This is a genomic window from Mesorhizobium sp. B2-3-6, assembly GCF_006442305.1.
Lineage (GTDB): Bacteria > Pseudomonadota > Alphaproteobacteria > Rhizobiales > Rhizobiaceae > Mesorhizobium.
The window spans coordinates 560173-585160 of sequence record NZ_VFVW01000002.1 but is presented as its reverse complement, the minus strand read 5'-3'; the positions used below and the strand labels follow the sequence as shown (position 1 = coordinate 585160).

19 protein-coding genes and 3 pseudogenes are annotated in these 24988 nt (G+C 61.2%); 12 read left to right on the top strand and 10 right to left on the bottom strand.

Annotation, left to right across the window (positions count from 1 at the left end; translation table 11 throughout):
- Positions 1-8 precede the first annotated feature (8 nt).
- Positions 9-1253, top strand: a complete 1245-nt coding sequence (locus FJ953_RS08490; protein ID WP_140515089.1) for a caspase domain-containing protein — start codon at positions 9-11, stop codon at positions 1251-1253.
- Positions 1254-1309: 56 nt separating this feature from the next.
- On the opposite strand, the gene FJ953_RS08485 is transcribed toward FJ953_RS08490, so the two are convergent.
- Positions 1310-1819, bottom strand: coding sequence for a hypothetical protein (locus tag FJ953_RS08485; protein ID WP_224519101.1), 510 nt, complete (start codon positions 1817-1819; stop codon positions 1310-1312).
- A 259-nt stretch (positions 1820-2078) separates the two neighbouring features.
- On the opposite strand from FJ953_RS08485, the gene FJ953_RS08480 reads away from it, so the two are divergent.
- The gene (locus tag FJ953_RS08480; protein WP_140498307.1) at positions 2079-2612 is read left to right on the top strand and encodes an OmpA family protein; all 534 of its coding nucleotides are present in this window, start codon (positions 2079-2081) and stop codon (positions 2610-2612) included.
- A 68-nt stretch (positions 2613-2680) separates the two neighbouring features.
- Here the strand turns inward: FJ953_RS08480 and FJ953_RS08475 are convergent, their stop codons facing one another.
- The 8 genes and pseudogenes from FJ953_RS08475 to FJ953_RS31160 all read right to left on the bottom strand — a co-directional run.
- A complete protein-coding gene (locus FJ953_RS08475) occupies positions 2681-5011 on the bottom strand; it encodes a M23 family metallopeptidase (protein WP_140624044.1) in 2331 nt (776 codons plus the stop codon).
- Positions 5008-5415, bottom strand: a complete 408-nt coding sequence (locus FJ953_RS08470) for a DUF1036 domain-containing protein (RefSeq protein ID WP_181165311.1) — start codon at positions 5413-5415, stop codon at positions 5008-5010. Before FJ953_RS08470 ends, FJ953_RS08475 begins: the two co-directional genes overlap by 4 nt.
- 104 nt (positions 5416-5519) lie before the next feature.
- Positions 5520-7946 carry a serine/threonine-protein kinase gene (locus FJ953_RS08465; protein WP_140623910.1) on the bottom strand — a complete coding sequence of 809 codons (2427 nt, stop codon included), beginning with the start codon at positions 7944-7946 and terminating at the stop codon, positions 5520-5522.
- Positions 7946-8725, bottom strand: coding sequence for a protein phosphatase 2C domain-containing protein (locus FJ953_RS08460; RefSeq protein ID WP_140581123.1), 780 nt, complete (start codon positions 8723-8725; stop codon positions 7946-7948). The genes FJ953_RS08465 and FJ953_RS08460 overlap by 1 nt, the downstream gene beginning before the upstream one ends.
- 158 nt (positions 8726-8883) lie before the next feature.
- On the bottom strand, positions 8884-12438 hold the full coding sequence (gene tssM, locus FJ953_RS08455) for a type VI secretion system membrane subunit TssM (RefSeq protein ID WP_140623908.1): 3555 nt from the start codon (positions 12436-12438) through the stop codon (positions 8884-8886).
- A gap of 22 nt (positions 12439-12460) precedes the next feature.
- Positions 12461-13777, bottom strand: a complete 1317-nt coding sequence (tssL, locus tag FJ953_RS08450) for a type VI secretion system protein TssL, long form (protein WP_318013161.1) — start codon at positions 13775-13777, stop codon at positions 12461-12463.
- Positions 13778-14290: 513 nt separating this feature from the next.
- A complete protein-coding gene (tagH, locus tag FJ953_RS08445) occupies positions 14291-15070 on the bottom strand; it encodes a type VI secretion system-associated FHA domain protein TagH (RefSeq protein ID WP_318013162.1) in 780 nt (259 codons plus the stop codon).
- Positions 15071-15340 (bottom strand): annotated as a pseudogene (locus tag FJ953_RS31160) (FHA domain-containing protein); the annotation flags it as partial.
- A 275-nt stretch (positions 15341-15615) separates the two neighbouring features.
- Here FJ953_RS31160 and tssI point away from each other — a divergent pair.
- The 3 genes from tssI to FJ953_RS08430 are packed head-to-tail and all read left to right on the top strand — an operon-like array spanning position 15616 to position 19550.
- Positions 15616-17943 (top strand): type VI secretion system tip protein TssI/VgrG, encoded by a 2328-nt coding sequence (gene tssI / locus FJ953_RS08440; RefSeq protein ID WP_140623906.1) that lies wholly within the window; start codon positions 15616-15618, stop codon positions 17941-17943.
- Positions 17944-17950: 7 nt separating this feature from the next.
- Positions 17951-18376 carry a DUF6484 domain-containing protein gene (locus FJ953_RS08435; protein ID WP_140557457.1) on the top strand — a complete coding sequence of 142 codons (426 nt, stop codon included), beginning with the start codon at positions 17951-17953 and terminating at the stop codon, positions 18374-18376.
- Between the two features lie 10 nt (positions 18377-18386).
- A complete protein-coding gene (locus tag FJ953_RS08430) occupies positions 18387-19550 on the top strand; it encodes a hypothetical protein (protein ID WP_140623904.1) in 1164 nt (387 codons plus the stop codon).
- Between the two features lie 105 nt (positions 19551-19655).
- Here FJ953_RS08430 and FJ953_RS30795 read toward each other — a convergent pair.
- Positions 19656-19771, bottom strand: a pseudogene (locus tag FJ953_RS30795) (IS481 family transposase); the annotation flags it as partial.
- A 247-nt stretch (positions 19772-20018) separates the two neighbouring features.
- Between FJ953_RS30795 and FJ953_RS08420 the strand changes: the two are divergent.
- The 7 genes and pseudogenes from FJ953_RS08420 to FJ953_RS08390 form a co-directional block, all read left to right on the top strand.
- A pseudogene (locus tag FJ953_RS08420) lies at positions 20019-20525 on the top strand (hypothetical protein); the annotation flags it as partial.
- Positions 20522-21043, top strand: a complete 522-nt coding sequence (gene tagF / locus FJ953_RS08415) for a type VI secretion system-associated protein TagF (RefSeq protein ID WP_140623900.1) — start codon at positions 20522-20524, stop codon at positions 21041-21043. The pseudogene FJ953_RS08420 and the gene tagF, both read left to right, overlap by 4 nt.
- A gap of 15 nt (positions 21044-21058) precedes the next feature.
- Entirely contained in the window at positions 21059-21898 is an 840-nt protein-coding gene (locus FJ953_RS08410) for a DUF4150 domain-containing protein (RefSeq protein ID WP_210241328.1), read from the top strand.
- Positions 21899-21910: 12 nt separating this feature from the next.
- Complete coding sequence (locus FJ953_RS08405) at positions 21911-22345, top strand: hypothetical protein (protein ID WP_140557361.1); 435 nt, start codon at positions 21911-21913, stop codon at positions 22343-22345.
- Between the two features lies 1 nt (position 22346).
- The gene (locus tag FJ953_RS08400; protein ID WP_140557363.1) at positions 22347-22838 is read left to right on the top strand and encodes a hypothetical protein; all 492 of its coding nucleotides are present in this window, start codon (positions 22347-22349) and stop codon (positions 22836-22838) included.
- Between the two features lie 3 nt (positions 22839-22841).
- Positions 22842-23927, top strand: a complete 1086-nt coding sequence (locus FJ953_RS08395; RefSeq protein ID WP_140557364.1) for a DUF2169 domain-containing protein — start codon at positions 22842-22844, stop codon at positions 23925-23927.
- Entirely contained in the window at positions 23915-24964 is a 1050-nt protein-coding gene (locus FJ953_RS08390) for a hypothetical protein (protein ID WP_140623898.1), read from the top strand. Before FJ953_RS08395 ends, FJ953_RS08390 begins: the two co-directional genes overlap by 13 nt.
- Positions 24965-24988 lie beyond the last annotated feature (24 nt).

Sequence of the window (24988 nt, the reverse complement as noted above, 5' to 3'; positions counted from 1 at the left end):
TTGTCCCGGTGGGTTTCGATCTGATCGCCCGTCGCAGTAGCCTTCTGCGCGCAATCGGGCTCGCGGCAGTTGCGCTGCTTTTCACTTTGACGGCAGCCGATGCCGAGCGCCGTACAGCGCTGGTACTTGGCAACTCCCAATATCTGCACGCCCCGGCACTCGCCAATCCGGTGCGCGACGCCAAAGCCATCGCCGAAAGCCTGAAAGATCTTGGTTTTGAAGTCGTTTCCGGCTTCGATCTGACCAAGTTGCAGACCCAGACGACAATAGCGCAGTTCGCAAAGCAGGTGCGCGGGGCGGACATCGCGCTTTTCTTCTATGCGGGCCATGGCTTGCAGGTTTCAGGCAGCAACTATCTTCTTCCGATCGATGCCGCCCTGGAGGACGAGACTTCGCTCGACTTCGAGGCGGTGCCTGTCGATTTCGTTCTGCGACAGATGTCTCGCGAGACCAGCATAAGGCTTATTTTCCTCGACGCCTGTCGCGACAATCCTCTAGCCGAGGTGCTGGCAAAGACCGCCGGCGTCAGGGGAGCAAAAAGCGGCCTTGCGGAAATCTCGATCGAGAATGGCGGTGCCGGTACGCTTGTCGCGTTCGCCACCAGTCCAAATCAGGTCGCCTACGACGGATCCGGCAAACATTCGCCGTTCACCTCGGCGTTGCTTGCGCACATTGGCGAGACAAATGTGTCCATCACTGAGGCGATGAACCGTGTTACCGCCGATGTGTTCAAGGCAACCGCTAGCAAGCAGCGCCCCTGGAGCAACGTCTCGCTGACCACCGAGGTCGTCCTGCACAAGGTTGATCTCAACGCACCGCTGATCGTCGGTGAGGCGGGCGTTCCCGGACCGCAAGGCGACTCGGATACGCGCAATGCCACTGCTAATCCGTCGAGCTCCGCCAATGACGCCCAACTCGCACTCAATGTGCTCCGTCAGAAAATCCCAAAACTCGCCTCTGACGACCCGATCTTTTTCGACGTCCCGATCGATTTCGGCGACCCCGAAATCGATGGGAAGAGTATTGCGGAGCTCATAAAAGGCGAGCCACGCTTCAGTCCGGTGGAGGGCCTCGACAATTCGGTATGGCAGGGCAAGCACTGCGACGGCTGCCATGAGTGGAACGAGACCCGACTGTGTGATCAGGCGAAGAATTTCGCCGCCAACGATGTCTCCGTTCTGCGCTTGCAGCATCCGCTTGGGACACGCTTCAAGGTGGCGCTCGCCAAATGGGCTCAAGGGGGTTGCAAGTAGGCGGGACGGAGGGCGTCCTCCAGTTCTGTGGGTGCCGGTCGTGTGGGCGAGTGCCCCTAAGATGCATCCGTTGACTGGTGGAGGGCCTCGATCTCGGCCATCTGGATACCGATTTCGACGAACGCCGACAGCACCGAGAAACGGTCCACGAGCGCCACGCGTGCCAGACCGGCCAGAATTCCGGCATTGATTGCATAGGCAGCAGGAGAATGCTGCAAATCCAGTGCCGGCATCGCGGCCACGGCTGACCGATCTTCACGCGATCCCGCAGCTAGGATAATCCAGCCGACCGGGGTTGTTGGCGATTTTGCCGCGGCGGCTCTGACGTCTGTTCGATGGCGGGGGCTGTCGGGTTCGCTCACCCAGTCGCGGACAAGACCGAGCAACCGGTGATCGGTCTCATCGAAGAGGTCGCTCAGATGGCTTAGGCATTCGTGGGCCCACCAGACTGCGGCCCGCTCGGGAAGCAGGTAGGCGCAAAATGTAATCGCTTCCTCAGGAATGCGCCCGGCGAGGAGGTCGCGGCAAAACGCGATCGAGTGCTGTTCGGTCGGAGGAGTGCGCATGTCCCTGGTGATAGCGGGACAAGCTGCGAAAAGATCCCGTGCCGTTTTGAATCGGAGCCCATGGGCCATGAACGCCGCGCTTTCATCGAGGAACTTTGGCCACTCAAGCCTCAGGCACGGCGCGGGTCAAGTCTCAAGCCGTGCCACGGCCAAAACAGTCGCGATGATCGCACCTCCAACGTTTGGCCACAGACAATTGCGCTGGAATTTGATATGTTCGCGGTCGATCAAAATCGGATACTCAAACAGGAGGAGCGCTATGCAGTGGAGTCGTTCAGCCTTTGTGTTGGCGGTCGTGTTTTTCTCGAACCATGCTTCCGCCGATCCGGCTCGGAAATCAGAAGACATCGTGAAGTTTTTTGCCGGCGCAGCCGATCTTGGCAAATCTCGAGGAATTTGTGTCGGTTCCGAAGAGGAGTGCAACAAGAGCAACACCAATGGGCAGCAGGAAGGCAGATCCAACCTCGACATGCTGATCAATTTCGGGCTGGATTCGGCCCAACTCGACGCAACCGCGCGCGCTGAGCTCGAAGAGTTCGCCAAGGCTTTGAAAGACAACCGGCTGAGCACGTTCAACTTCGTCGTCGAAGGCTACACCGATGCGACGGGCACGCTGCGCTACAACGAAGGTCTGTCACAACGAAGAGCGAAATCGGTGGCAGCTTTCCTGACGGCCAGCGGTGTCGAGGCCGCGCGCATCAACGCCGTCGGCATGGGCGAGAAGAACCCTCGCAACGCCAACCCGTACGATCCTGCCAACCGCCGCGTGGAAATGCGGATAAAAACGCAATAACCGTCGAAACTGCGCGGCAAACCGAGGGGGAACCCTTCTGCGCAAGAAACTCATGCCAGACCTGACGCTCAGAGCGTATTTGGGATCGAGCCCATGAGAGCAGTGATGGCCTGTTTGTATTTTTCGAACTCCGGCGACGTCTGACGGATTTCGGTGGTCGTTGTCTGTGACCCGGCGTCGGTTGCCAGATGAGTCAGCTTCTGGCCCATTTTTCTTTCGGCCCAGTCCACCACGTAGCTGGCTGTCTTGCCGGTGAGGAACGGGTTGGCCTGGATGACGGCCGACCCCAGGACAGCGCTCAGCTGCGCCGAACCTGATGCCGACAGAACCTGATGCGCGCCTTCCATTCCAAGGAAATGACAGAGATAGAGCCGGCCGGCCGTGATTTGGTGGCCGCGCTGGCGCAGGTAGGCCTCGCCTTCGCGCGCCAGGTTGCGCACCATCTCTCGCGAGATCGTGGCGTCGTAGCGCAGGGCGAGTAGGTCCTCGGTCGACAGCGTGCGTGCAAGCTCCGGGCGGTAGGTATTCATCATCCTGATCCAGGTCTTGGTTATGAACTGGCCGGCGCCCGTCGCGGAAGAATTAGGATTCTTGGCGCGAGCACTACCGCCACTTTCGACGTGAACGATGCGCTCGGTGAGCGTTTCGACCGCGGAATCGTTCGATGCGACCGCGGTAACCGTGCCCAAGGGGTCGATCGCCTCGCCGTTTTGGTAAAGCTCGAAATGCAGGTGAGGGCCGGTCGATAATCCGGTGGTGCCGATATAGCCGATGACGTCGCCTGCCTTGACCTTGGTGCCGACGCCGGCTTCGATTGCAAATTTCTGCATGTGCGCATAACGCGTCTCGCGGCCGTTTTTGTGCAAGATCTTGACCAGATTGCCGTAGCTTCCCCCATCGCCCTGGAAGGTGATCTCGCCATCGAAGGCGGCTGCGATCGGCGTGCCGACGGGTGCCGCCCAATCGACGCCCTTATGGATGCGCACGGTCCCCAGAATGGGGTGCTTTCGTGGTCCGAAGGTGGAGGTCATGACGCCATTCACCGGCGTGACCATGCCGTTGGTGACTGTCAGCGAGCGTACCTGATCGTCACCTGTAACACACGCAAACTGGCCGTCGCTTTGCTGGAAGACAAAACAGTCGAGGCTTTTCTCGCTCCCCTGCACGCCCACATACAGAACCCGTCCCGCGCCCTCGTCCTTGCCCCTGGGCGTCTGTGAATAGATCATCACCAGACGCTGGTCCTCGCTTGCAAAGGCGTCCAGATCCTGTCCTCTCGAAAGATACATGATCGCCTCGCCGATCACGCCGGTTGGAACATTGTTGCGGGCTGCCGTCGAATAGATGGCGTCGAGCAGACGATACTGTCGTTTATGCGTACCTTCTTCCTGTGCGCCCGAATAGTTGAACAGATCTTCGCGAACCCAGGGATCAACACCCGACACGAAGGCGCCCGCGCCGTTGCGCGTCAGCGTGCCGACGAACAGGTTCTTGGCGTAGATCGAAACCTGCATCAGGGACATTGCGCTCGTGTCGCGCGTCGGCCTGAACCCTCGCATCGCAACGACGTAACCCGCTGCCAGGCCGTCCCGGTGGAAAAGCTCGCTCAGGGCCTCGCCTGCCAGCTTGGCATCCTGCGCGGAGAAGTGCGCATCCAACGCTACGCTGTCCAGACTGCGATCATTGAGAACCTTTACGAACGTGTCTTCGGTCGCCGCGAATCGCTGGTACTCATTGGTGACGGCTACGACGCTCGTGTTGTTCTCGATCTCGGTCTTCTGGAATGCCGGCAGGGCTGCATCGCCTGCATCGATCGTCTCACCCCATCCGGCTTCGGGATCGTCGCTGTCGGCTTTCTGACCGGAAGCCGCTTCAAGTTCCCTGGCGGGAGGCGAGGGTTGAAGATCGTTCTCCAGATCGCCCGATGGCGCGGCAGCGGTTTTTCGTTGCGCTTGGAAGAATGCGAAATCCTCCTGCGTCGACGGTATCGTCGTCATGAATTTTTCGCTGGCGCTCAGCATGACGTCTGACAGGACTTCGAGCTGGGGAGAAACGTCGGCCTGATCGAGTTCTGCCGGACGCGGGACCACTCGGCCTTTGGTTGCGGCGCCGGCATCTGGCGCAAGGGTGATCCACATCGGGTCCCCCGCCAGATCGATCAGCGCTGGCACGTAGACGGATGCGTCGGCCGGCACATCGTCCGCCCCCTCGACCGCATGCAACTCCTCGTCTTCGTCGCCGAATGACCAATAGTCCGCGGTCAGGTAAAAACCGGCGGCCACGCAAAGCAGCACAGCCGAGGTCAAACCCACCATCAATCTACGCCATAGCGTGCGCCTGCGAAGGGCGGCGCGCGCCTGCTTCTTCTGTCTGAAGCTCGTGTCGATATGGTGTGTCACGGATTGCTTGCGGTCAGGAAGAAGGTCCACCGCACCTGTTCGAGGGTGTCGACTTCCAGAAACCGGGCGGTGATGTGGCCGCGCTGCCAGCATTCGTCACTGCCGCGGATCGAGAAACGTCGCCGTTCGATGCACATTTCGGTCAATCCGGCGAGGATGGCATGACCAAACACGTCAGTTGCATAGATGTAGACGTAGCGGTTGGTCAGTTCCTCCCGGATAACGTTCACGCATTGGTTTGCGCCGATGGTCCACCATCCATCGGTCTGGTCCGCATTGTCGACCTTCTGGCCGACGGCGAGATTGACGACATCGAGTGTCTGATTGCAGACCGTGAACTCGGCTCGCGCTTGGCTGGACAACAGCAGGGCGAGGGGAGCGCCCAAAATGATCGCGAGTTTCATGCGCGCCCTCGGGGCAGATAGGGCTGGAACCGGAACTGCTGCTTTTCGGGCAGGGCAGACCAAGTGGTCAAACACCAGCGGCGGCGTTCCATGCTAGGCCCACGCTATCCGCCGAGCCGGAAATACTTGGCAGTGGCTGAGAACCGAGATCCGTCGGTCTCGACTTCCTCGATGATTTTGGGCAACAGCGCCGAAGCTGGCGTGGGATCGGAGAAGGCAGCCGACTGAATGTCGCGAGGGCCCGTGATCACCAGTATTATCTGCGGCACGGACTTTCCAGCAGCCTTATCGGCCGCGCCGAGACCAATCGGGATCCTGAAGGTCGCCTTGTCCGACCCGGTGACGATGCGGTCGTCGAGATTGAACACCATGCCTTTGTGGTCGATCAGCAGAACGCTGGAGATGAGTCCTCTGCGCGTTACCAATGTACCGCTAATCGGCGTACCGTTCGGCACGGATGTTCGGTCGAGAACAAGCTGCGGCTGGTCGGCCGCGGTCTGTCCCAGAAAGCGCAGAAAATTGGTTACCTCGCATTGGCTTGGCTCAATGAGGCGGACGCTGATGTCTGGCTCGACATGGAATTTTGCCTGGAAATCGCCGAGCATGCGTTCGAATGGCTGGACGGCCGTGCCAAATCCTTCGATTGCGGCGGCCTTGTCGGTAGCAGATGTGACGGCGGCATAGAAACAGTCGCCGCCGCCGAAGGCGCGAACCCAGGCGACGCGTTGAGCGATATCGTCGACCGCCGGGGGGATCGCTGGTTTGGGCACGTTCAACGCTACAACGCGTTGGTTCGGCTGCTTGCCTGTCGGCAATGCAGAAATCTGGCTGTTGCCGTTGGCATCCACCGCTGGACCTGCATTCGATTTCAGTTCCGGGATTGGGGCGGCCGGCGGGCTGGCCCGTGGTTCGGGCTTTTTGGTCTCGACAACCTCCGTCTCAGCCGGCGGCGGAGTTTGGACCGTTTCGGCTTCTGGCGGGGTTGGAGCGGTCGTAGCGGGCGAAGTCGGCTTTTGCCTATCGCTGGCCGTCGTGTCGGGCTGGATTGCCGGCGATGCCCTTTCGGGCGGCGGCGCGTTCGTCGCGATTGGCTTCGGCGGCGCCTCGGTTCGTAGAGGTATGTCGACGGGCTTGGCCGACGGCAGTCTTTGAGCTGCCACAGCATGTGGCTTATCCTCGGCGGGCGGTGTGCCGGCCTGCGTTTCCGGCTGCGCCGGCGGAACAACCTTTGGCGGCTCGGGCGCGTTCGCTACATCCTGCGTAGCGGCGGGCTGTGACGTTTGGGGCGCGGGCTTTGCTGGCTCTGCCGCGGAAAGCGACGTCTTGCCGACAGTCGGCGTCGCAGGCGTCATGACGCCGCCCAGATAAAGGCCGCCTCCAGAGGCCACGGCTAGCGCCGCCAAGGCACAGAGCGCGATCGTTCGGGTCGTTGTGGATTTGCCAGGCGCCTCGGCTGTGGCGGTACGTGCAGCGCCGACGGGGCCCGGACGCGGCGGTCCAGACAAATGCGCGGGCCGCACATGCTGGACGAAGCGCGGCCCACCTGAACCCGTCGCGGCTGCCTCGTCGTGCCGCTCGACCTCATTCTTGCTGGCTGGAGCCGCGGCTTGCCCTATCGGCGGCAAACCCGGCCTAACGCGGGGTGTGAGGGAAGTCGGCGGGATTGTCTCCTCGTTGTCGTCACGTGTCATCCTGGCGATTTCGGCCATGCTGACGGGCCGGTCTCGCGGATCCGGTTGAAGCATGGCTTCGACAATGCCGCGAAAATCGTCATCGATATCGGAGAGATTAGGCACGGTCCGGCGCTTTTCGATGACTTCGAACTGCGAGCCGCTCATATCGACCGGCTTGCCGCGCAAGGCGGCAACCAATACCAGCCCAAGGCTGTAGATGTCGGACTGCTCTCTGACGTCGCCGCTGTAGAGCCCGAGTTGTTCGGGCGAAACATAGTTGTACTTTCCCGCGAACCTTCCGCCTATCAGGGTCTCTCCGCCCACCGTCGCCGAGCGTGCGATGCCGAAATCGATGATCTTCGCACGGTCAACCCGGTCCCCCGGCAGAATAATGTTATCCGGCGAGAGGTCGCGGTGTATTGCTCCGGCCTGGTGCACGGCGCTTAGACCGGAAGCGAGGCGATGGCACAGCTTTCGTACCTCTCCCGTCGGCATCGCCCCACGTCGCATGATGTCGAACAACGACGCTCCGTCGACGAATTCCATGGCGAGGTAGGGACGACCGATCCCCGGATCGATCGTGAAGACGTGATAACGCACCACCGCGTCATGCGACAGGTGGTTCAGGATAGTTGCCTCTTTGCGAAACAGGGACAAGATCGTTTGGTCGCGCGCGAATTCCGGCAAAACGATCTTGATCGCGACATGGTCGCCGGTCTGGATGTTATGGCCCCGGTAGACTTCGCCCATGCCCCCGAATGCGATCCGCTCGTCAAGTTCGTAGATACCGCTCAGTTGCGTGCCCACGGCAGTGTTGGCCGCGCCTGGCGATATCCGCGTCTTGTCGTCGGCGCTCATCAGCCCCGCCCCCGCGCTTTGTACAGAGCTGGACGGGGCGACTGGCTATCGTATCCGCCCGCGACCCTGACAAGCACGATGGTCACATTGTCTGTTCCGCCACGCGCCAGAACCGTTTCCAGCAGGTTTTCACACGCCGACTGAGGTGTCGCGGACACTGTCGCAGCCTTGATCTCGGCATCGGTGACATGCGCCGTCAGGCCATCGGTGCTCAGCACAAAGATGTCCCCCGGCAGGATTTCACCTTGCTGGAAATCGATGACAATCTCGTCGCTGACGCCGACTGCCTGCGTAATGACATTGCGGCGCGGCCAGGTGAGCGCTTCGGCTTCGGTGAGCATGCCTTTATCGATGAGTTCCTGAACCTCAGTATGGTCCTTCGATATTTGCGAGATCGAGGCCTCGCGGATCAGATACACGCGGCTGTCACCAGCCCAGAGGCAGGCGAACCGCCCGTCTATGGCAAGCAGGGCGGCAAAAGTTGAGCCGATTGTTATCCCGCGAGACTGGGATATGCGGCGGATCTCGGCATTAGCCCTGCTCAGCCTGTCTTCGAAGCGCGCCCGAAGATCCGGTGCGGAGCTGGCAATCCCGATCGTTGCCAGATGATTGACGATACTGGCTGAAGCGACTTCTCCGGCGTCGTGACCACCCATCCCGTCGGCGACCAACCACAGGCCAGCCTGGGGCTCGACCAGGTAGTTGTCTTCATTGAGCTCCCGCACACAGCCTCTGTGGCTCACGCCGAAGCTTTCAATGGGAAGGGCGACATTGTTCAATTTGCCACCAAACGCTTCACCCAGCGTCCTCCGCGGCGCACCTTCGGGCGCGTTCGTGCCACTTTGCCACAGGCTCAAACATTAGAGTATCGAAAACTAAAATATGTGTGTGCCTGGTTTTGCGCTTCTGCGGCTTACTGCCCAGGATCATCTCAATCTCAGAACGCCTTGGGACAGGTGAACCCGGAAAGGGCAGGGAGCAGGAAGGGGTTGGTGCCGGACCCTGTCTGGATCGTGTAGGTGACGTCGCGCCCGCCGATCACGAAGCGGGCCTGCATGCTGCCCTCGTTGCCCGTGATAGCCGCCTTGCTCAGAAGCCGCGTCAAGGCCCACGGCCCTTCGAACGTGATGGCGGACTGGCGCCCTGGCATTTCTGGCGTCAGGCTGAGGCTCGCGGATGGGGTAGCCGTACCGGTCGGCCAAGTCACCGTGCTCGGCCCATTTCCGGTCTGGTTGCTCTGAACGGTCTGGCCATCGACATCAAGTACGGCCATGTCGGCATCGCCATGCAGCGAGAAGGGTGTAAAGGTGACGCTGACGGAGGGTACTGAAGCGCCCGATGGAAAAAAGGCAATGCGGATTTCCGCAGCCAACTGGAAGTCCTTCAAGGTCGATTTCGACAAGTTGCGTCCAAAGCGCGTATCCTGTTTCCAACGCCAGTCCTGGCCGGTCATGTCGATCAGCGAGGCCAGATTTTGTGCAAAGAACCGGTCCATCAGTCCGCCTGGGGCGAACAGCTTCGCGAAATCGGCCATGGCGACGTCCTCGGTGCTGCTCCCGTCGAAGGGGTAACGGCCGTTGATCGCTGCCTCGCAGGGGGCTGTGACCGTCTGGTCGAGTATCTGGTTCAAGTTTGTCACCGAGGTTTCGGCGACGTTACCTTCGAACTCATCTGCCGTCGTGTTGACCATCCGGCCGAGTTGCTTGGGCAGACGCGAGACATTGGCGCGAAGGGTGGCAATCTGTAGCTGCAGATTACCGTTGAGCCGCTCCACCTGCGAAGGAACTTCGGTGGCCAGTCGCAGGCTTTGATAGATGTCGCTGAAGTTCTGGGTTAGTGCGTCGATCGGGCGATGTCCGGTGGGCCCGTTCACCAGGACCTGGAATGATTTGAATCGCGCTTCAATGTTCGCGCCCGGATTCAAGTTCTGTACGTCAGCGGGCTGTGCGCCGGCGCGGATTTGCGATTTGCCGTTGGCTATGTGTATGCCGATACGGGCTAAGCCCTTGGCTAATTCTGCGGCGCTGCGTCGCTGGTTTTGAGCCGCGGATTCTGTCTCGGCGCCAGAACCGTCACCTGGGTCCCGTGTCAGCGCCGTCTCGTTGGCGATCGCCGAAAACAGCCGCTTTATCGGCGAATTGGGGGAGGCAGCGGCTGAAAGCGCGGTATAGTGCGGCTTGTCTGTCAGCATCGCCTTGAATTTCAACTGGTCGAGAACGCTGTTCCACGCCGCGGCGAACGCCTTGCCGTAGCGATCGAGAAGTTCCGGGCCGAGCCTGAGCAATTGCTGATCGATGTCGCCTTGCTCTCCGCCACCACCGAGAACCCACTGCTCGTCAACGAGCATCTGCGCAACGCGCGAGAGTTGGGCAAGGTAGAACCTGTTGAAGCCGGCATTGGTGTAGAGACCGGGAACACGAAGGTCCGCCAGATCGCTGCCATCGATACGTTCGAACAGCAGTTGCGCTTCGGGACCACCTTGCTTGGAAATGGAAAAGTCCTCCAGCGCCGCCGCGTAGATCGCCGACTTGATCAAAGCGGTCGCTCGATCGGCAAGGCTCATGCGTTCGAGAGAGCGTTGTGCGGCTTCAACAAGTGGCTGGTTCAGTTCGAAAACGGGGTCATAGGCGTCGTCCAAGGCGAGCATGGCGCGCAGGTGCTTTTCGAGGTGCGCTCGTCCCTCGCGGTTGTTTTCGCCCGGGTATCGGTTCTTTTCCCAATCTTGCTTCATCCAGGAAACGATCAGCGCGTCATCGACCTTCGGCGCCTTGCCACCAAGCATCAGGTAGATTTTCAACGGCACGTAGAGTGCGGCGGGATCGCCCATCTTGGCTTGGATCGTTCGCTCGGCCTGGATCAGCAGGCGCGAGCGCAACATGCGTTCCAGGCCTTTCCGATAAGCGGTCCGGGACGCGGAAAGAAGTCTTTCCCGCTGACTGAGGCCGAACGTCTCCCCGATCGGTGTCGCTAGCTCAGCGGCTTCGAATCCGGCCGGCAGGTCGCGCAACTGGTCGAGCGGGCCGATGACGTTTTCAAGGTCGACATCGGTAACCGTGGCTGCCTTGAGCAGCGTTTCCGCCGTCGCGCGATACTGGCCCATGGCAACCGTTGCGGACGCGATCAGCGAGCGGTTGGCCGCGAAGCTCAGAGCGAGCGTACCGAGTGCGGCAGCAGCGATCAGCGCTATCGTACCGAGGCCGCCAAATCTGGCCACCGCCGCCCGCCTCGCAGCTGATTTGTCATACGAAACCCATCCGGATTCGGCAAAAATGACGTCCGTCAGCAGATCATGCAAAAAGAAGCTTTTGCCGGCTCCGGAAAGATGCGGGCGGGAATTGCCCCCGAAATTGCGGCCGATTGCGCCCAGCACCTGATCGATGGGCGTTCCCTCTTGCGTGCCTGACGAAAAATAGAGTCCACGCAGGCTGGCGTTCACCTGGCTGCGGGACGGGTCGAATAGACCGGCGACAAAACTGGTTATGCGCCCCCTCAGCGCGCCGAACTGAGCCGGAAAGCCGAAGATGGAGATGCGCGTGACCGGATCAGCCTCTTCCTGGAGGCGGTCGGCCATCTCGTCCGCCAGTCGTTCCGCCAGCCCATCGAGTTCGGCAGGAGCCGCGGCGGCCATGTTCCTATCGCGCTCCGCCGTCTGGAATGTCGTGCCCCATACCTTGCGTCTGCGCGCCTCGTCGAAACCGCCGAAATAATCCGTGAACCCTGAAACCAGATCGGCCTTGGTGAAAAGCAGATAGACGGGAAACTGGATCTTCAGCGTCTCGTGAATTTCTCTCAGGCGGCTGCGTATCTCGACGATGTGGGCATCAAGCTGCTGATCATCGAAGCTCATCACATCGGCAAGGCTGATGGCCAGGATGACGCCGTTTATCGGTTGTCTGGTGCGGTACCTCTTGAGCAGTGACAGGAATGCGAGCCAGCTCTTCTTGTCAATCTCGGGATTGGAGTCCTGCGTCGTATAACGACCTGCGGTGTCGATCAGCACGGCCTGATCGGTAAACCACCAGTCGCAGGCACGTGTTCCGCCAACACCGGCCACCGGTTGGGCGTCCCCCGAACCGGCAAGCGGAAAATTCAGGCCTGAATTGACCAGAGCCGTTGTCTTGCCGGCACCCGGCGGGCCCATGACAACGTACCAGGGGATCTCATAGAGAAAGTTGCGCTTGCCGCTCGACCGTTTGAGCGCCGCCACGGCCTCGTTCATCCGCGCTTCGAGCACCCGAGAATCGTCATCGCGGTCGTCATTGTGCGCAACGACGGCTTCGAGCGCTTTTTGCGCCTTCCTCGCTTTCCAGAAACGCAGCGCGTAAAAAAGCGCCAGCAGCGCGAGGATCACACCAATGATCGTCGCGCGCAGCCACCCAGGTCCGAGCGGCCGGATCTCGGTGAAGCGGATCAATGGCCCCGCAAACCACACTGCCGCGGCGAAGCCGACCAGCGCGATCACGCTGAATATCCGCAACAGCCAACGCGTCATGGGTGGTTCCAGCGGGCCGTGCTCACAGTGTTTCCTCCCGGGGGATCATCACATCGACACGGCGGTTCTTGGCGCGGCCATCCAGTGTCGCATTGTCGGCGATTGGCTCGTCCTCGCCTTTACCCTCGACCGTCAGTCGCGAGGGATCGCTGAATTTCACTGCCATCAACACTTCGACTGCCTTCGCCCGGGCGACGGAAAGGTCGAAATTGGATTTGAACGCGCTCGACTTTCGTGGCTTCACATTGTCCGTGTGGCCGACGATCCGGATTGGTCCAGGCTCGTGTTCCAGAGCCGCGGCGATGTCGGTGGCAATGGGCTGGAATTCCGGCCTCGCCTCGGCCCTGCCGGACTGGAACAGCAGGAGATTGTTGATCTCCACGACGATGAAGTCGCCCTTGGTGCCGATGGTCAGCCCGCCGCCTTCGAGATCCTTGGCCAATGCCGCACGAATACGATCAATCTGCGCGGTGGCCGCTGGTGGGGTGACTTTCGCCGGCTCAGCCAACGGCGCCACGCTGGCGCGTTCTATGACGACTGGTGTTGATGGGTCGAGCGCCAGCAATTCACCCGCGACCGCCTCGCCTTCATTGGTTATGAAGACCCGCAATGCGAAGAACGCCGCTGTCAGCAACGCGGTCGCCGCTGCCGCGACGACCCAAAGCGGCAGGCGGGCGGAGGACTGCGCCATCGTCGCCGCTACGCCCTGCCAATGCGGCGAGATGTCTCCACTGGAACGCGGCCTGAAATAGCGAAGCGTCTCGTAGACGTCGCGACGAACGCGTTCGAGATTGTTGTCTTGTCGCGTCACGCCTCGATACTGGCCTTCGAAACCCAGCGACAGGCAGGCATGCATCAGTTCGAGCAGATCGTAGTGTTTTTCGGGACTGGCCAGGATCTTGTTCAGCGCTTCGTAGAAGCCGGTGCCGGTGGGCTCGAGGTGAAAGAATTGCCGCAGCATCCCGTGTGGCGCCCAGGCGTCATTCCTGGGCCAGGGCAGGTTACCGATGAGATCGTCGGCGGTTTCGCAGAGGGCGAATTTCGCGATCCGGGCATCCTCTTCGGCAACCCCTGACTTCTCAACTATCCGGTCGAATTTCTCAATCGCCTCGGTGACATGTTGCGCCAATGGCGCCGCCTGTCTTTCAACGGGCAAGAGCCTGAACTGTCCGAGCAGCATCAGCAAAGGTGCCGCCGCGGCGAGAATGGGGTTTGCCGCGGCGTATTTGATGCCGCTCCCGGCGTTGAATAGGCTTTCCTGCTCGATCCCTGTCGCCGGCGCAGTTCCAGCAGAGCCTGCCGGCGCCCCAACATCGCCGGGGCCACCTTGATAAATCACGGTTCCGGATGCCCAGCCTGGCGACCGCCCGCCGCCTGGATCGAACACCGTCGAATCCTTGATTGGAGAGGACTGGCCTCGGTCCGCGACGGGCAGCTCGGGAATTAGCGTCGATTTTTGCTTGCTCCGCGGATTTGCGCGAATGACCGTCTTGCCCGCCGGGCCGAAGGGGTCGTCCTCCGAACTCATCGCAGATCGTCCGTGCAGGCGGGGCGCCGGCGATGGGGTGAGATGGGCGCAGAACGGTTTCCAGTCGGGTAAAGGAAAAACAGCCGCTGCCGGCCGTGGCAGTGGCTAGAAGATGCTATCCCGCCGTGGCATGACATTTGCCGCAGACCCCCAGCTTAATGAGTCTTACCCGCTTGGCGAACTGTCTTATGCGATCGTAATCTCAGAAATCGTCGATTGGAACCGGCCGCCGGCGTCAGCGAGACTTTTCTTCGCCGACTGCCGTGCCATGCATTTTTGGCCATGTGCCATACGTTTCCCGGGGCCGTGCCTTCCTGGGGTCTCCTATTTCTGCTTGCCGGCCTTGGCGTAGGCCTCGCTGAAATAGGCCAGGAATATATCAAGCATGCCGTTTTCATGTGCCTCCTCCATGGTCCGCCATGTCGCGACATAGACGTCCCAGGCTTGGCTCTTCTTCCTCGTAAACGAGGTAGGCGGGAGTTTCCTGCCGATCGCCTCGGGCGACAGGTCGTCAAGCAGCCGGGAGAGCGCGGTTTGCATCGCGGCATAAGTGGCAAACTCGTGAGTCTTGAGATCGCGGAACGCATCTTCGATGCTGCGCCTGGCATCAAGATAGCCGGTCCTGCGCCGGGCGAACATGATTTCCAGGATGTCGTCGGTTCCTGGAACGAACTTCATCGGATTGTTGTCGGCGGCGCTGATCATCGTTCGCTGTGTGCTTTTGGCCAACATTTTCGCGGCCGCGCGTGCTTTCAGCAGAAGGGTCAGCTCCTCGACCACGTCCCGCAAGACCGCGCCGATTTCGGCGGCAACTTCATGGGGGTCGCGCGATTGAAGCAATTCCGGCGAAATGCCGGCTGCGATCGCGATCTCCCGCAGCACCTCGTCCCTGGTTGAGGGCAGGGCGGGCGACGGGAATGTCGGCGCGGAAATGCGCTGTGCCGACCGTTGCTGCGCGGGCTCGAAGAAAGGCCCATCTCCGAACTCCAGCGGCCGGCCTGTCGCGACCGGCGTTTCCCGCTGTGTCGAATCGCGGCTGGGGTGGTCTGCCGTGGCGCGCTCTTCTTCGACCGATACCAAGACGACATAGCGGCCGATCAGCATCCGGTCGCCATCGACCAGCCGATGCGGGCCACTCATGCGCTGGCTCGATCCATTGATGAAGGTCCCGTTGCGCGAGATGTCGTACAGCCAGAACGCGCCCGCCTCGTATCGAACCTCGCAGTGCCGACCCGAGATGAATTTGTCGGGGTCGGGCAAGGTCCAGTCACAAGCATCGCGCCCGATTTCGAAGCCGCTATCACGCGCCACGTAGCTGGTCGAGGTGCCAGCGAGCAGGGCGTCGACATTGTTGATCCGCAGACTGATGTACATCCAAGATCGCCGTCGATCGTTGATCGATACTCCAACATTCTAGCAGCTTGCAGGCAAAACAGGACAGCGGCGTTTCAAGCCGACGAGTCGAGGGGTAAGATTCTGTCGCCCGCCCGTCCTCTTTGGTCAGCGGGAAAACATGTGGTAGGCTAAGCATGGCCTGGCGTGGCGGATTTGGAAAGTTCCTGAACGTAACACCGCTAATGACACCGTTGATATAGCGGGAACTTCAAATCCATCACATTGGCGGCCGCGTCCAGGAGGGGGCTCGACCCATGCCGAATGAACGTGCCACCGTTGTCCGCACACCGGTTGGCTCCGACTTGCTGACCTTCACGCATCTTGTCGGACGCGATGAGATCAGCCGTTGCTTTGCCTACACGGTCGGGTTCGTGAGCACAGACTCCGATATCGACCCGTTGAAGATGCTGGGCGGGCCTGTCTCGATCGAAGGTGAATCCGATCCAAAGCGCTGGCTCAGTGGAATCGTGTCGGAGTTTCGGCTCACCCGCATGGAGGACCGGCTAGCCTACTACGAGGCCGTCATGAGGCCGTGGCTCTGGTTTCTCGGCAACACCACAGATTGCTATATTTTCCAGAACAAGAGCGTCGTTGACATCGTCAAGGATGTCTTCAAGAAATACGGCATCTCCGAATTCGATCTACGCCTGCAAGGGTCCTATCCGGCGCGTGAATATTGCGTGCAATACGACGAGACCGATCTGGACTTTGTGCAGCGGCTGCTGGAGCACGAAGGTATCTTCTATTTCTTCGAGCACGATGACGGCAAGCATACGCTTGTCCTGGCTGACGCGATGAGCAAGCTGAAGCCTGCGCCGGGCTACGAGAAAGTGCTCTATAACTTTGAAGGTCAGGGCTCCCGGCGCGACGTCGAATACATCACCGAATGGATACCGGGCAGCTCGGTGCGCCCAGGCGCCTATGCCCACACCGATTATGATTTCAAGAAGCCGGGCGCCGACCTTATGGCCAAGTCGGCCCAGCCGTTCAGTCACAAATTGTCCGCGGGTGAGAACTACCGCCAGCCGGGCGCGCATCTCGAAGTAAGCCGGGGCGACAGCCTGGCTTCGATCCGGCGCGAGGAGATCCAGGCCTTGCACCAGCGCATCGCCGCGGCCGGCACCGTGCGGGGCTTGTATTCCGGCTGCACGTTCAAGCTGGACGGTTTTCCGCGCGAAGACCAGAACCAGGAATATCTGGTGGTCAGCGCCGAATACAGGCTGTTTGACCCCGGCTATAGAGCCCAGGCCGACGTCGAAAGCGAGAGTTTCAAAGTGGTCCTCGGTGTGGCGCCGACAGCCTTGCCCTATCGCCCGCCGCGGACCACGCCACGACCGATCATGCGCGGCCCGCAGACGGCGACGGTGGTCGGTCCATCCGGCGAGGAGATATTCACCGATAAATATGCGCGGGTGAAGGTCCAGTTTCATTGGGACCGCGTCGGCAAGAAGGACCAGAACAGTTCCTGTTTCGTACGGGTGTCGCAGAGTTGGGCCGGCAGTGGCTGGGGGTTCATCCAGATACCGCGCATCGGCCAGGAGGTCATCGTCGACTTCATCGAAGGCGACCCGGACCTGCCGATTATCACCGGCCGGGTCTACAATGCCTCGCAGATGCCGCCCTACGGCCTGCCTGGCAACGCCACACAATCGGGCTGGAAGTCGGATTCTTCCAAAGGCGGTAGCGGCTACAACGAACTGATGTTCGAGGATAAGGCCGGCTCCGAACTGGTCAATTTCCAGGCGCAGAAGGATCACAACCTTCTGATCAAGCATGACCGCACAAAGCTGGTCCAGCACGATCAGTCCGACCGCATTGACCACGACGCCAAACACTCCGTCGGCCACAACCTCGACGAGGACGTCGGCAACAACAAGACGGTCAAGATCGGCGTCGACCAGACCACCAACATCGGCTCGAACGACACCGAGACAGTGGGCGCCAACCGCTCGCTGACAGTCATGGCCAACGAGACCATTCATGTCGTGTCGAACTCGACGGAGAACATCGACGCCAATCATTCTCAGACGGTGGGGATTGTACAGACGATTACGGTGAAGGCGGCGCGTATTGACACTGTCGGCGCAGCCGAGACCCGCAGCGTTGGCGCCGTCCAGACGAACACCATCGGCGCGTCAAGGTCTGTCACCGTTGGCGCCGAGCAGAGCCACGATATCGGCGCGGACGACAGTTGGAATATAGCGGCGGCGCAGAGCGTCAACGTCGGCGCGGATCAGAGTTTCGCCGTCGGCGGGGCACAGTCGTCCGAGATCGGCAAGGCACGAACAGCCAAGATCGGCGCGGATGACGCCACCGACGTGGGTGGCGCGCATGCGCTCCACGTCGGTAAAGGCAGCGGCATTCAGATCAAAGAGGATAGTTCGATCAATGTCGGCAAGAACCTGATGATCGAAGCTGGCGACTCGATCACGCTCAAATGCGGCGATGCGTCGATCACCATGAAAAAGGACGGTACTATTGTTGCCGACGGCAAGGACATTACGATCAAGGGCAGTGGCAAGATCAACATTAAGGCCGGTGGCGACGTGGTCGTCAAAGGAAGCAACATCCACAACAATTGAGGGCATCATCATGCAAGTGCTGGATCGTATCGACGGCGTCGTGATCGGCCTGCTGATTGGTTTCGCAGACGGGGCGCCGCTAGTTGTCTTCGTTGGCAATCCACGCGAGACAGCAATTGCGGCGCGCAGTCTGACCGAGCTGGACACTTCGTCGATCGGGTCGGAACTGGCGTTGCTTTTTGAAGGTGGCGACCCGATGCGGCCGCTGGTCGTCGGACGTATCGTCGATCCAGCTCACAAGGAGAGGAAACTGTCAGTTGTCCGCGAAGGCGACCGTGTCGTCATCAGCGGAGAAGAACGGATAGAACTGCGCTGCGGCCTGGCATCGATTATCCTAGAGAAGGATGGGCGCATCACAATTCGCGGCAACCAACTGACGAGCCACGCAAGCGGCACCAACCGCATCCGTGGCGGAGCCATCCATCTCAACTGAGGCGTTCACGATGCAGCGGATCGCGTCTATCGCTGCCATGGTGGACCAGCACGCCAGCGACGCGGCTTTCCTCTGGTCCCGTCGACGACGTGAAATCGATGGTCCGATCCTGGGCGAAACCGATATCGGCCGTATCGACCAGCGCCTGAATGCAAATCTCGAAGGGCTAATGGCTTCCGGAAAGGCCGGCTGGGAGGCGGCTCAGGCGCATTTCGCCGACTACGCCGAGCCCGGCGAGCTTTTCGTGCTCTGCGTGCTGGCGTTGCATTGGGGCGAGGCCGAAACAGTTACCTCGGTGGTCGACGCCGCGGGAACGCTGGGCGAGGATGGCGCGTCGGGCCTGTCCGGCGCGATAGCGCGTACGCCGCGCGAAAATCTGAGTTCGTTCGTGGCGGAATGGCTGGACGCGCGCGATGCGCGGCTGCGCGGCCTCGGCCTCGCGGCACTCTGGCATCATCGCGTCGATCCCGGTACCCGCCTTGGCGATTTGCTGGGCGATCCGGACTCGAATATTCGCAGGCGTGCATTTCGGCTTGCCGGCGGGCTCAAGCGGCGCGACGTCCTTCTGACGGTGCTGGACGGACTCGACGGCCACACGTCGAAGGAACGCCTGATCGCCGCACTTGCGGCTTGCCTTCTTGGTCAAGCGCGCTTGGCTCACCCGGTGCTTGACCAGATCGTACTGGCAGAGCCGGCCCTCGCGCCTGCAGCGATCGAGATGCGCCTTTTGACGACGCCCCTGAAGGCCGGCAAGGGCTGGCTGCAGGACCGTCTGAAGCAGCCTGCCTTGCGCGCCACTGCGACAGCGGCAATCGGCCTCTTTGGCGACCGGTCGGTCATGCCGTGGCTGATCGCCAAGATGCGTGAGCCAGAGCTTGTCTTCGCCGCCGGGCTGGCGTTGCGCGATCTGTTCGAGGTAGATCTCAATGATACCGACCTGTTCACGACAGACGCGGCCGCGCTCGGCAAGGAATTTGAATCCCTGACCGCCAGCCCGCTTCCGGTCGCCGATCGCGTGTCCGCGTGGTGGGACGGGGGACGCGGCGGGAGCAATCACGAGACCTTCCATTCGATGCGCAGGCTTCGGCTGGACGCAATACGCGCCGCACTCGCCAATCCGGATACACCCCTAATCGATTGGCGCCGGACGCGCCGGTTCCCGGCCTGGATGTGAACGAACAACGCGCGAGTTCAGCGGTCGGCCCCAGGGCATAGTCGTTCACAAAACGTCAGCCGCCACCATCAGCGCCATCGCCCCTTCGGTAGCGCCGTTGCCGGTGGTCTTCTGCTTGATCCCGTGGCGCTTGGCAGCGCCCTCAGCCTCTCTTGACCGTGCTGTATCGCTCGACAGGCCGCCTCTGTCGTCGAGGCGCTCCCAGGCAGAATGTGGCCCATAGCGCTTCCTTTGACTAAGGATGCACCATCAAAGCCTGGGATCAAAAATATAGCTGTTCGTTCAGGCGCATAGAGGATGGTCCTCCTCGGGTATGCAGGGGAGCAAGTGATGGCACCTCCTGGAACAATAATTCACCTTTCGCGCCAAAAATTTGTTATTATTGTTATGATATAGGCCCTCTGGGCGGTGTTGGGGGACATGACCGACTCTTTTCCATTGGTGCGCGCTGCGGAAGCCGAGGATTTGGCGGCGCTGGATCACGCGGTCTTTGCCGGCGGCTGTTTCGACAACGCCAAGACCTCGGCCGCCGCATTGTCGAAAGATATACCGAAGCTCTATTACGCGCAGTGGGACAGTTTCCTGCCCGACGTCAAGCTGGCCCGGTTGACCGCCCTTTCGGCTCATAGGGAAAACCTCAAGGATCTGTTGAGCGCAGACTCCGCCCTCACGTGGTTGGTGACGGCAATCGTGTGCAAAACCGAACTGATGCGCTGCAATGACGAACCAGCGCCCGCTTGCGACAACAAGGCCGTCGACGGCTCGCCGGTTATGATGGTGAGCGACACGGGCAGTTGGGCGTGGCTGCGAATGCTGCGGACGGCGCGGTTCACCGCGACATCACTCGCGGATGTCTACAGCCTGCGGGTAGGGGCAGTAGGCTATTACGGGGACTTGACGCTCAAGGCGTCAAGTATCGACTACCCCTACAATTTGCAAATGTTCAAGAAGTTCTCCTGTCCGGCGCAGATATGACGACAGGTTTTTTCGGCAAGATCCCCTCGACAGGTGACTTTATCACCTGGAATTTGCCGCGCGTCCTCACCGACCGCTGGGACCGCTGGATGTCGATTGAACTGCGTGACAGGCCCGATACGGGCGAGCTCAATCCGCGCATATGGCGCTTCTCGGTCCGTGCGGGCATCTTTGGCGACCAGCCAAATGCGGGCGTCTGGCGCATGAGCGAAGACAGGGCCGGCCGGCGCTATCCGTTTGCGATCGTTCGACTCGGCCCACCGCCGGAGGCTACCGACCGATGGTTTGATGAAATGGCGCGGCTGATCGCGGGATGCGTCGACGATTTCTGGCCGCCGTCGCGGCTACAGCAGCGCATCGTCGAACTGCCGCCGCCGGGCTATGGCGCGTCGCCGGAACGCACAGCCTTCTGGACGGACGACTGGGAAGTGAGGGAACTGGCTTTTGCCGACATCTACGACCTCGCCGACAATGGTCTGATTGCCATGCGTCAGGCGTCCACGCCAGCCGAGGCCTAAGGCATGCCCTGCACGGTGTTCGCGGAAAACATGGGGTGGTTCCACAAGGGCAGCAACGGCCAGGCGATCGCGCCGGGTGACGTCTGCTTGACGCCGCCCCCGCCACCCGCGGGGCCGGTTCCGGTGCCTTATGTCAACATGGCGTTCGCCAAGGACCTGATCAAGGGAAGCAAGAGCGTCAAAGCGGATGGCGGCAATCCGACGGCACTGGAAAACGTTTCCGAGTGCTCGATGTCCACCGGCAATGAACCGGCGACGCCAGGTCTCGGCGCGGGCGTGGTGACGCACAAGATCAAGGGCAAGGCCAGTTTCACATTGTGGTCGTTCACGGTGAAGGTAGAAGGCAAGGGCGTTTGCCGGCACGGCGATCCTGTGCTGCAGAACACCATGTGCACTCCGCCGAATTGCACGACCCTTGGCGCATTAACGACGCTCAGGGCCGAGTTGGGTGACCTGTACAACACGCCTTGCCCGAAGAACAAACCCTATAGTCAGGCCTGCCGGCCGGGCCGCTCGGCCGAGCAGCGCGACGCGGTCAATGGCAAGCCTTGCTGGGAATGCAAGGGCAAGAGGGCAACCGGCACCGCCCCATTCCATCGGGAAAAGAGGGGGAGGAGGAAGAGCAAGAAGCAATGGACCAAGAATGAGGACGGCTCATGGGAAAAGAAGGAGTATCGCACCCACGACCACCAGCCCCCGCTGAACGAGGCATGGGACAAGGGCGGCTGCCATCTCGGAGTGGAAAAATTCAAGGAGATGATGCGCAAGGCGAAGTTCGCCCGACCGCATTGTGAAGAGCACTACATGAGCCAGGGCTCGAAGGTTAAGGCGAAGGTAGCCAGGAGCAGGAGATGAGAGGCACAATCGATGAACGCGCGATACGACGATCTCCAGGCTGAATATGTCGCCGATCTCCGCAAGATTGTGCCGCCCGTGATGACCTGGTGGAGGGAACGCGCTGGGCGCGGTCCTGAAAAAATGCAGGACGCAAAATCCCTCAACGCGTTCGAACAACGATGGCCGATGGGTCCCGTTGCTCATCCCAGAGTGCTTGAGGTCGTCCGGATCTATTACCTGCGCATCCTCGAACTGAACCGCGAGAACGAAACAAACAAGCAGCCGGACGCTGCGCCGGAGGAGGGCGATTGGGGGTCCGATGACGACTCAGATGACGTCGACTTTGCGCTCCCGGTCGATTTGCTGGTCAACGACCTCAAGACCGCGGCTCCTGATCTCTTTGAGATCATGAGCTTTCTCGTCTTCGTTCCGGTCGGCCTGTCTCCAGGCGGGGAGTATTGCTGACATGGCGTTCAAGGTCGTCCACAACATCGAAAAAGGCGTAAGGCAGCTTTTGAACGCGCCCAACGATCTCGCGGGCCAGGTGCCGGACCAGGGCAAAGCCAAGCCGATTGCCGAAGCGACCGAGCAGCACAGGGAAATGTACGCAGAGTACATCGCCAACTTCGAGGTTGCGTACAAGGTTGCGGACAACTGGTGGCAGGGCAACGTACAGGCTTTGGTTGAGGAGGGTTATGACCACGACGAGGCGGTTGACCTGGCATTCGACAAGCGTCTGGCCGGTCCAGCATCGGCGCCCGAAGTCGTCTGGTTCTTTCGCAACTACTGGCTCGAATTCGACGAGGTCAACCGCTCGTTGCCCGCGGCCGATCGCGTACCCCCGCAGGTCGCGATGCTGCAATGGCTGGTCGAGGAAAAGCACGAGGATTATGTGCAATTGATAACGTGTATGCCGTACTGGCCGATCGGTCTTGACGAGAACGGCAACTGGACGTGACCCATGTCGTTCGATGTCGAGGTCGAGAACCGAACACCATTCAGCGCCATGACCCATGTCCAGCATGACGCGGACGGCCAGGAGGTGCTCGTCGCAATGTTTTCGGCGAGCTTCGAGGCGCCAGAACGGGACGCCAGGCTGGACATTGCGGCGGCTCAGTTGCCCGTGATCCTCGGAGATGTGCCGCGTGGCGTGCCGGGCCTATCGTCAAACCGTTATGACGCCGACATCGCCCCGCGAAAGCCGGCTTCCGAGATCGTCGTCAACGGCACCGCCTATTCGCCGAAGGGCAAGCCGGCGCATGAGATGCAGGTCGGCTTTCGCGTCAACGGCCTGCAGAAGGTGCTACATGTGATCGGGGACCGCATCTACGACGCGGGCGCTTACAGTGAGCCGCACCCTTTCCGAACCATGCCGGTCATTTATGAACGCGCCTTTGGCGGCATGACTACCGCCGCAGCCGATGCCGAAAACCCAGTCGGCATCGGCTTTCGCCATGCTGTCTCGGCCGACCCGTCCGTCAGGACACATGCGCCCAACATCACCTATCCGGACCAGATGTTCCGCGGCCCGCAGGATCGGCCGAGGGCCGCAGGCTTCGGGCCGATTGGCAGGAATTGGCGGCAGCGCCTCCAATATGCGGGCACCTACGACCAGGCCTGGATCGACAACCAGTGGCCCTTACCGCCCAAGGATTTCGATCTGCGGCACCACATGAGCACGCCCCCCGACCAGCACCTGCCGCGCATCGTCGGCGGCGAAGACGTGCGGCTCATCGGTCTGACGCCGTCCGGCTGCTGGGATTTCCGGATGCCGCGTGTCATCGCGCCGATCCGCCTGCTCTTCGCCGACCGGGTCGAGGAGCGCGAGTTTGTGGCCGACACGGCCATCATCGAGCCGGACCTCTGGCGCATCACCCTGAAATCGCGCATCGCGCTCCTCACCCGCCGCAACGCGCCCGCGCTGCGTGCAATCGTTTTCGGCCAAGTCACGCCCGCGCTGCTCGCGGCGAAGCGCAAGCGCAAGCAGTATTTCAGCCACTATGGCGGCAACGGGACATTGCGTGACCGGCCGTTATGGCAACCGTGAAGGCGCCGGTCTACCTCGCGGGCGCGGGCGCGGTCACGGCCGCCGGGTTGAACGCGCGCCAGACACTGGCGGCCATTCGCGCTGGCCTGTCGGCATTCAATGAAATCGTGGTCGAGCCATTCCCCGCTACCCAGATCGCCGCACGCGTACCGACGACCTGGAAACTGCGCAAAACCGATGGTGAGTGGCTGGTGAACATGGCCGTTCGGGCCATCATGGAAGCACTCCGTTCGGGGCCGTTCGCGGCGGCGGCGACGGCGCTCGTCATTTCGCCGCCTGAGAGCTTTCGCAGCCATCCGGCTTTTGCGACCGTACCGTTTGTCGATTTTCTGCCTGCCGTGATGCTAGGTTGCGGCGGCAGCTTCCATCCGGCGTCGATCGCGGTGGATGGCGGCGCGGCGGCCAGTGTCAGCCTGCTTGAACGCGCGTCAGACTTGTTCAGCAGGCCGGGTGTCGAACAGATCATCCTGGGCGGGGTCGACAGTTTCCTCAACGACGTCGACCTGGACCGACTGCGGCAAAGCGGGCGCCTGAAGTCGTCGGACGGCGCTCAGGGTCTGGTCCCCGGCGAAGCGGCGGCCTTCGTCAGGCTGACTAGCGCGCCGGAGGGTAATGGCGCAGTTGCTCCCGCTGTCGTCAATATCGGCGTCGCGCGCGAGGAAGACAGTGTCCTCTCCGACCGTTTCAGTCAGGGCCGTGCCATGCTGAGCGCGTTGCGCGCGGCGGTTGCGAGCAACGGGCCGAAGGAATCCGACATTTCCTTTGTCGTCAGCAATTCCAACGGCGAGCGTCATCGCGCACTCGAGCAACTGGTTGTGCACCCGCGCTTCTATCGCACGCTGCGAGAATTGACCCCGACGGCGTATCCGGCGATGACCGTCGGCGAGGTTGGTGCTGCGGCAGGTGCGCTGGCGTTGATGCTGGCGGCGGACGGCATGCGACAAAACTATGCGCCGGGGTCTGCAGCGATGCTCGAGATAGCGTCCGAAACAGGCCTGAGGACGGCAGCCGTGGTCGCGGGAATGCGCCGGCGTTGAGGCCGGAAGGGGCGTGAGCGCCGC

What these genes read in the sequence shown, in the direction of transcription:
- FJ953_RS08485 (WP_224519101.1), bottom strand. Translation starts at nt 1,819, where the DNA reads ATGCGCACTCCTCCGACCGAACAGCACTCGATCGCGTTTTGCCGCGAC.
- FJ953_RS08480 (WP_140498307.1), top strand. Translation starts at nt 2,079, where the DNA reads ATGCAGTGGAGTCGTTCAGCCTTTGTGTTGGCGGTCGTGTTTTTCTCG.
- FJ953_RS08470 (WP_181165311.1), bottom strand. Translation starts at nt 5,415, where the DNA reads ATGAAACTCGCGATCATTTTGGGCGCTCCCCTCGCCCTGCTGTTGTCC.
- FJ953_RS08465 (WP_140623910.1), bottom strand. Translation starts at nt 7,946, where the DNA reads ATGAGCGCCGACGACAAGACGCGGATATCGCCAGGCGCGGCCAACACT.
- tssM (WP_140623908.1), bottom strand. Translation starts at nt 12,438, where the DNA reads ATGACGCGTTGGCTGTTGCGGATATTCAGCGTGATCGCGCTGGTCGGC.
- tagH (WP_318013162.1), bottom strand. Translation starts at nt 15,070, where the DNA reads ATGCTGATCGGCCGCTATGTCGTCTTGGTATCGGTCGAAGAAGAGCGC.
- tssI (WP_140623906.1), top strand. Translation starts at nt 15,616, where the DNA reads ATGCCGAATGAACGTGCCACCGTTGTCCGCACACCGGTTGGCTCCGAC.
- FJ953_RS08430 (WP_140623904.1), top strand. Translation starts at nt 18,387, where the DNA reads ATGCAGCGGATCGCGTCTATCGCTGCCATGGTGGACCAGCACGCCAGC.
- tagF (WP_140623900.1), top strand. Translation starts at nt 20,522, where the DNA reads ATGACGACAGGTTTTTTCGGCAAGATCCCCTCGACAGGTGACTTTATC.
- FJ953_RS08405 (WP_140557361.1), top strand. Translation starts at nt 21,911, where the DNA reads ATGAACGCGCGATACGACGATCTCCAGGCTGAATATGTCGCCGATCTC.
- FJ953_RS08400 (WP_140557363.1), top strand. Translation starts at nt 22,347, where the DNA reads ATGGCGTTCAAGGTCGTCCACAACATCGAAAAAGGCGTAAGGCAGCTT.
- FJ953_RS08395 (WP_140557364.1), top strand. Translation starts at nt 22,842, where the DNA reads ATGTCGTTCGATGTCGAGGTCGAGAACCGAACACCATTCAGCGCCATG.
- FJ953_RS08390 (WP_140623898.1), top strand. Translation starts at nt 23,915, where the DNA reads ATGGCAACCGTGAAGGCGCCGGTCTACCTCGCGGGCGCGGGCGCGGTC.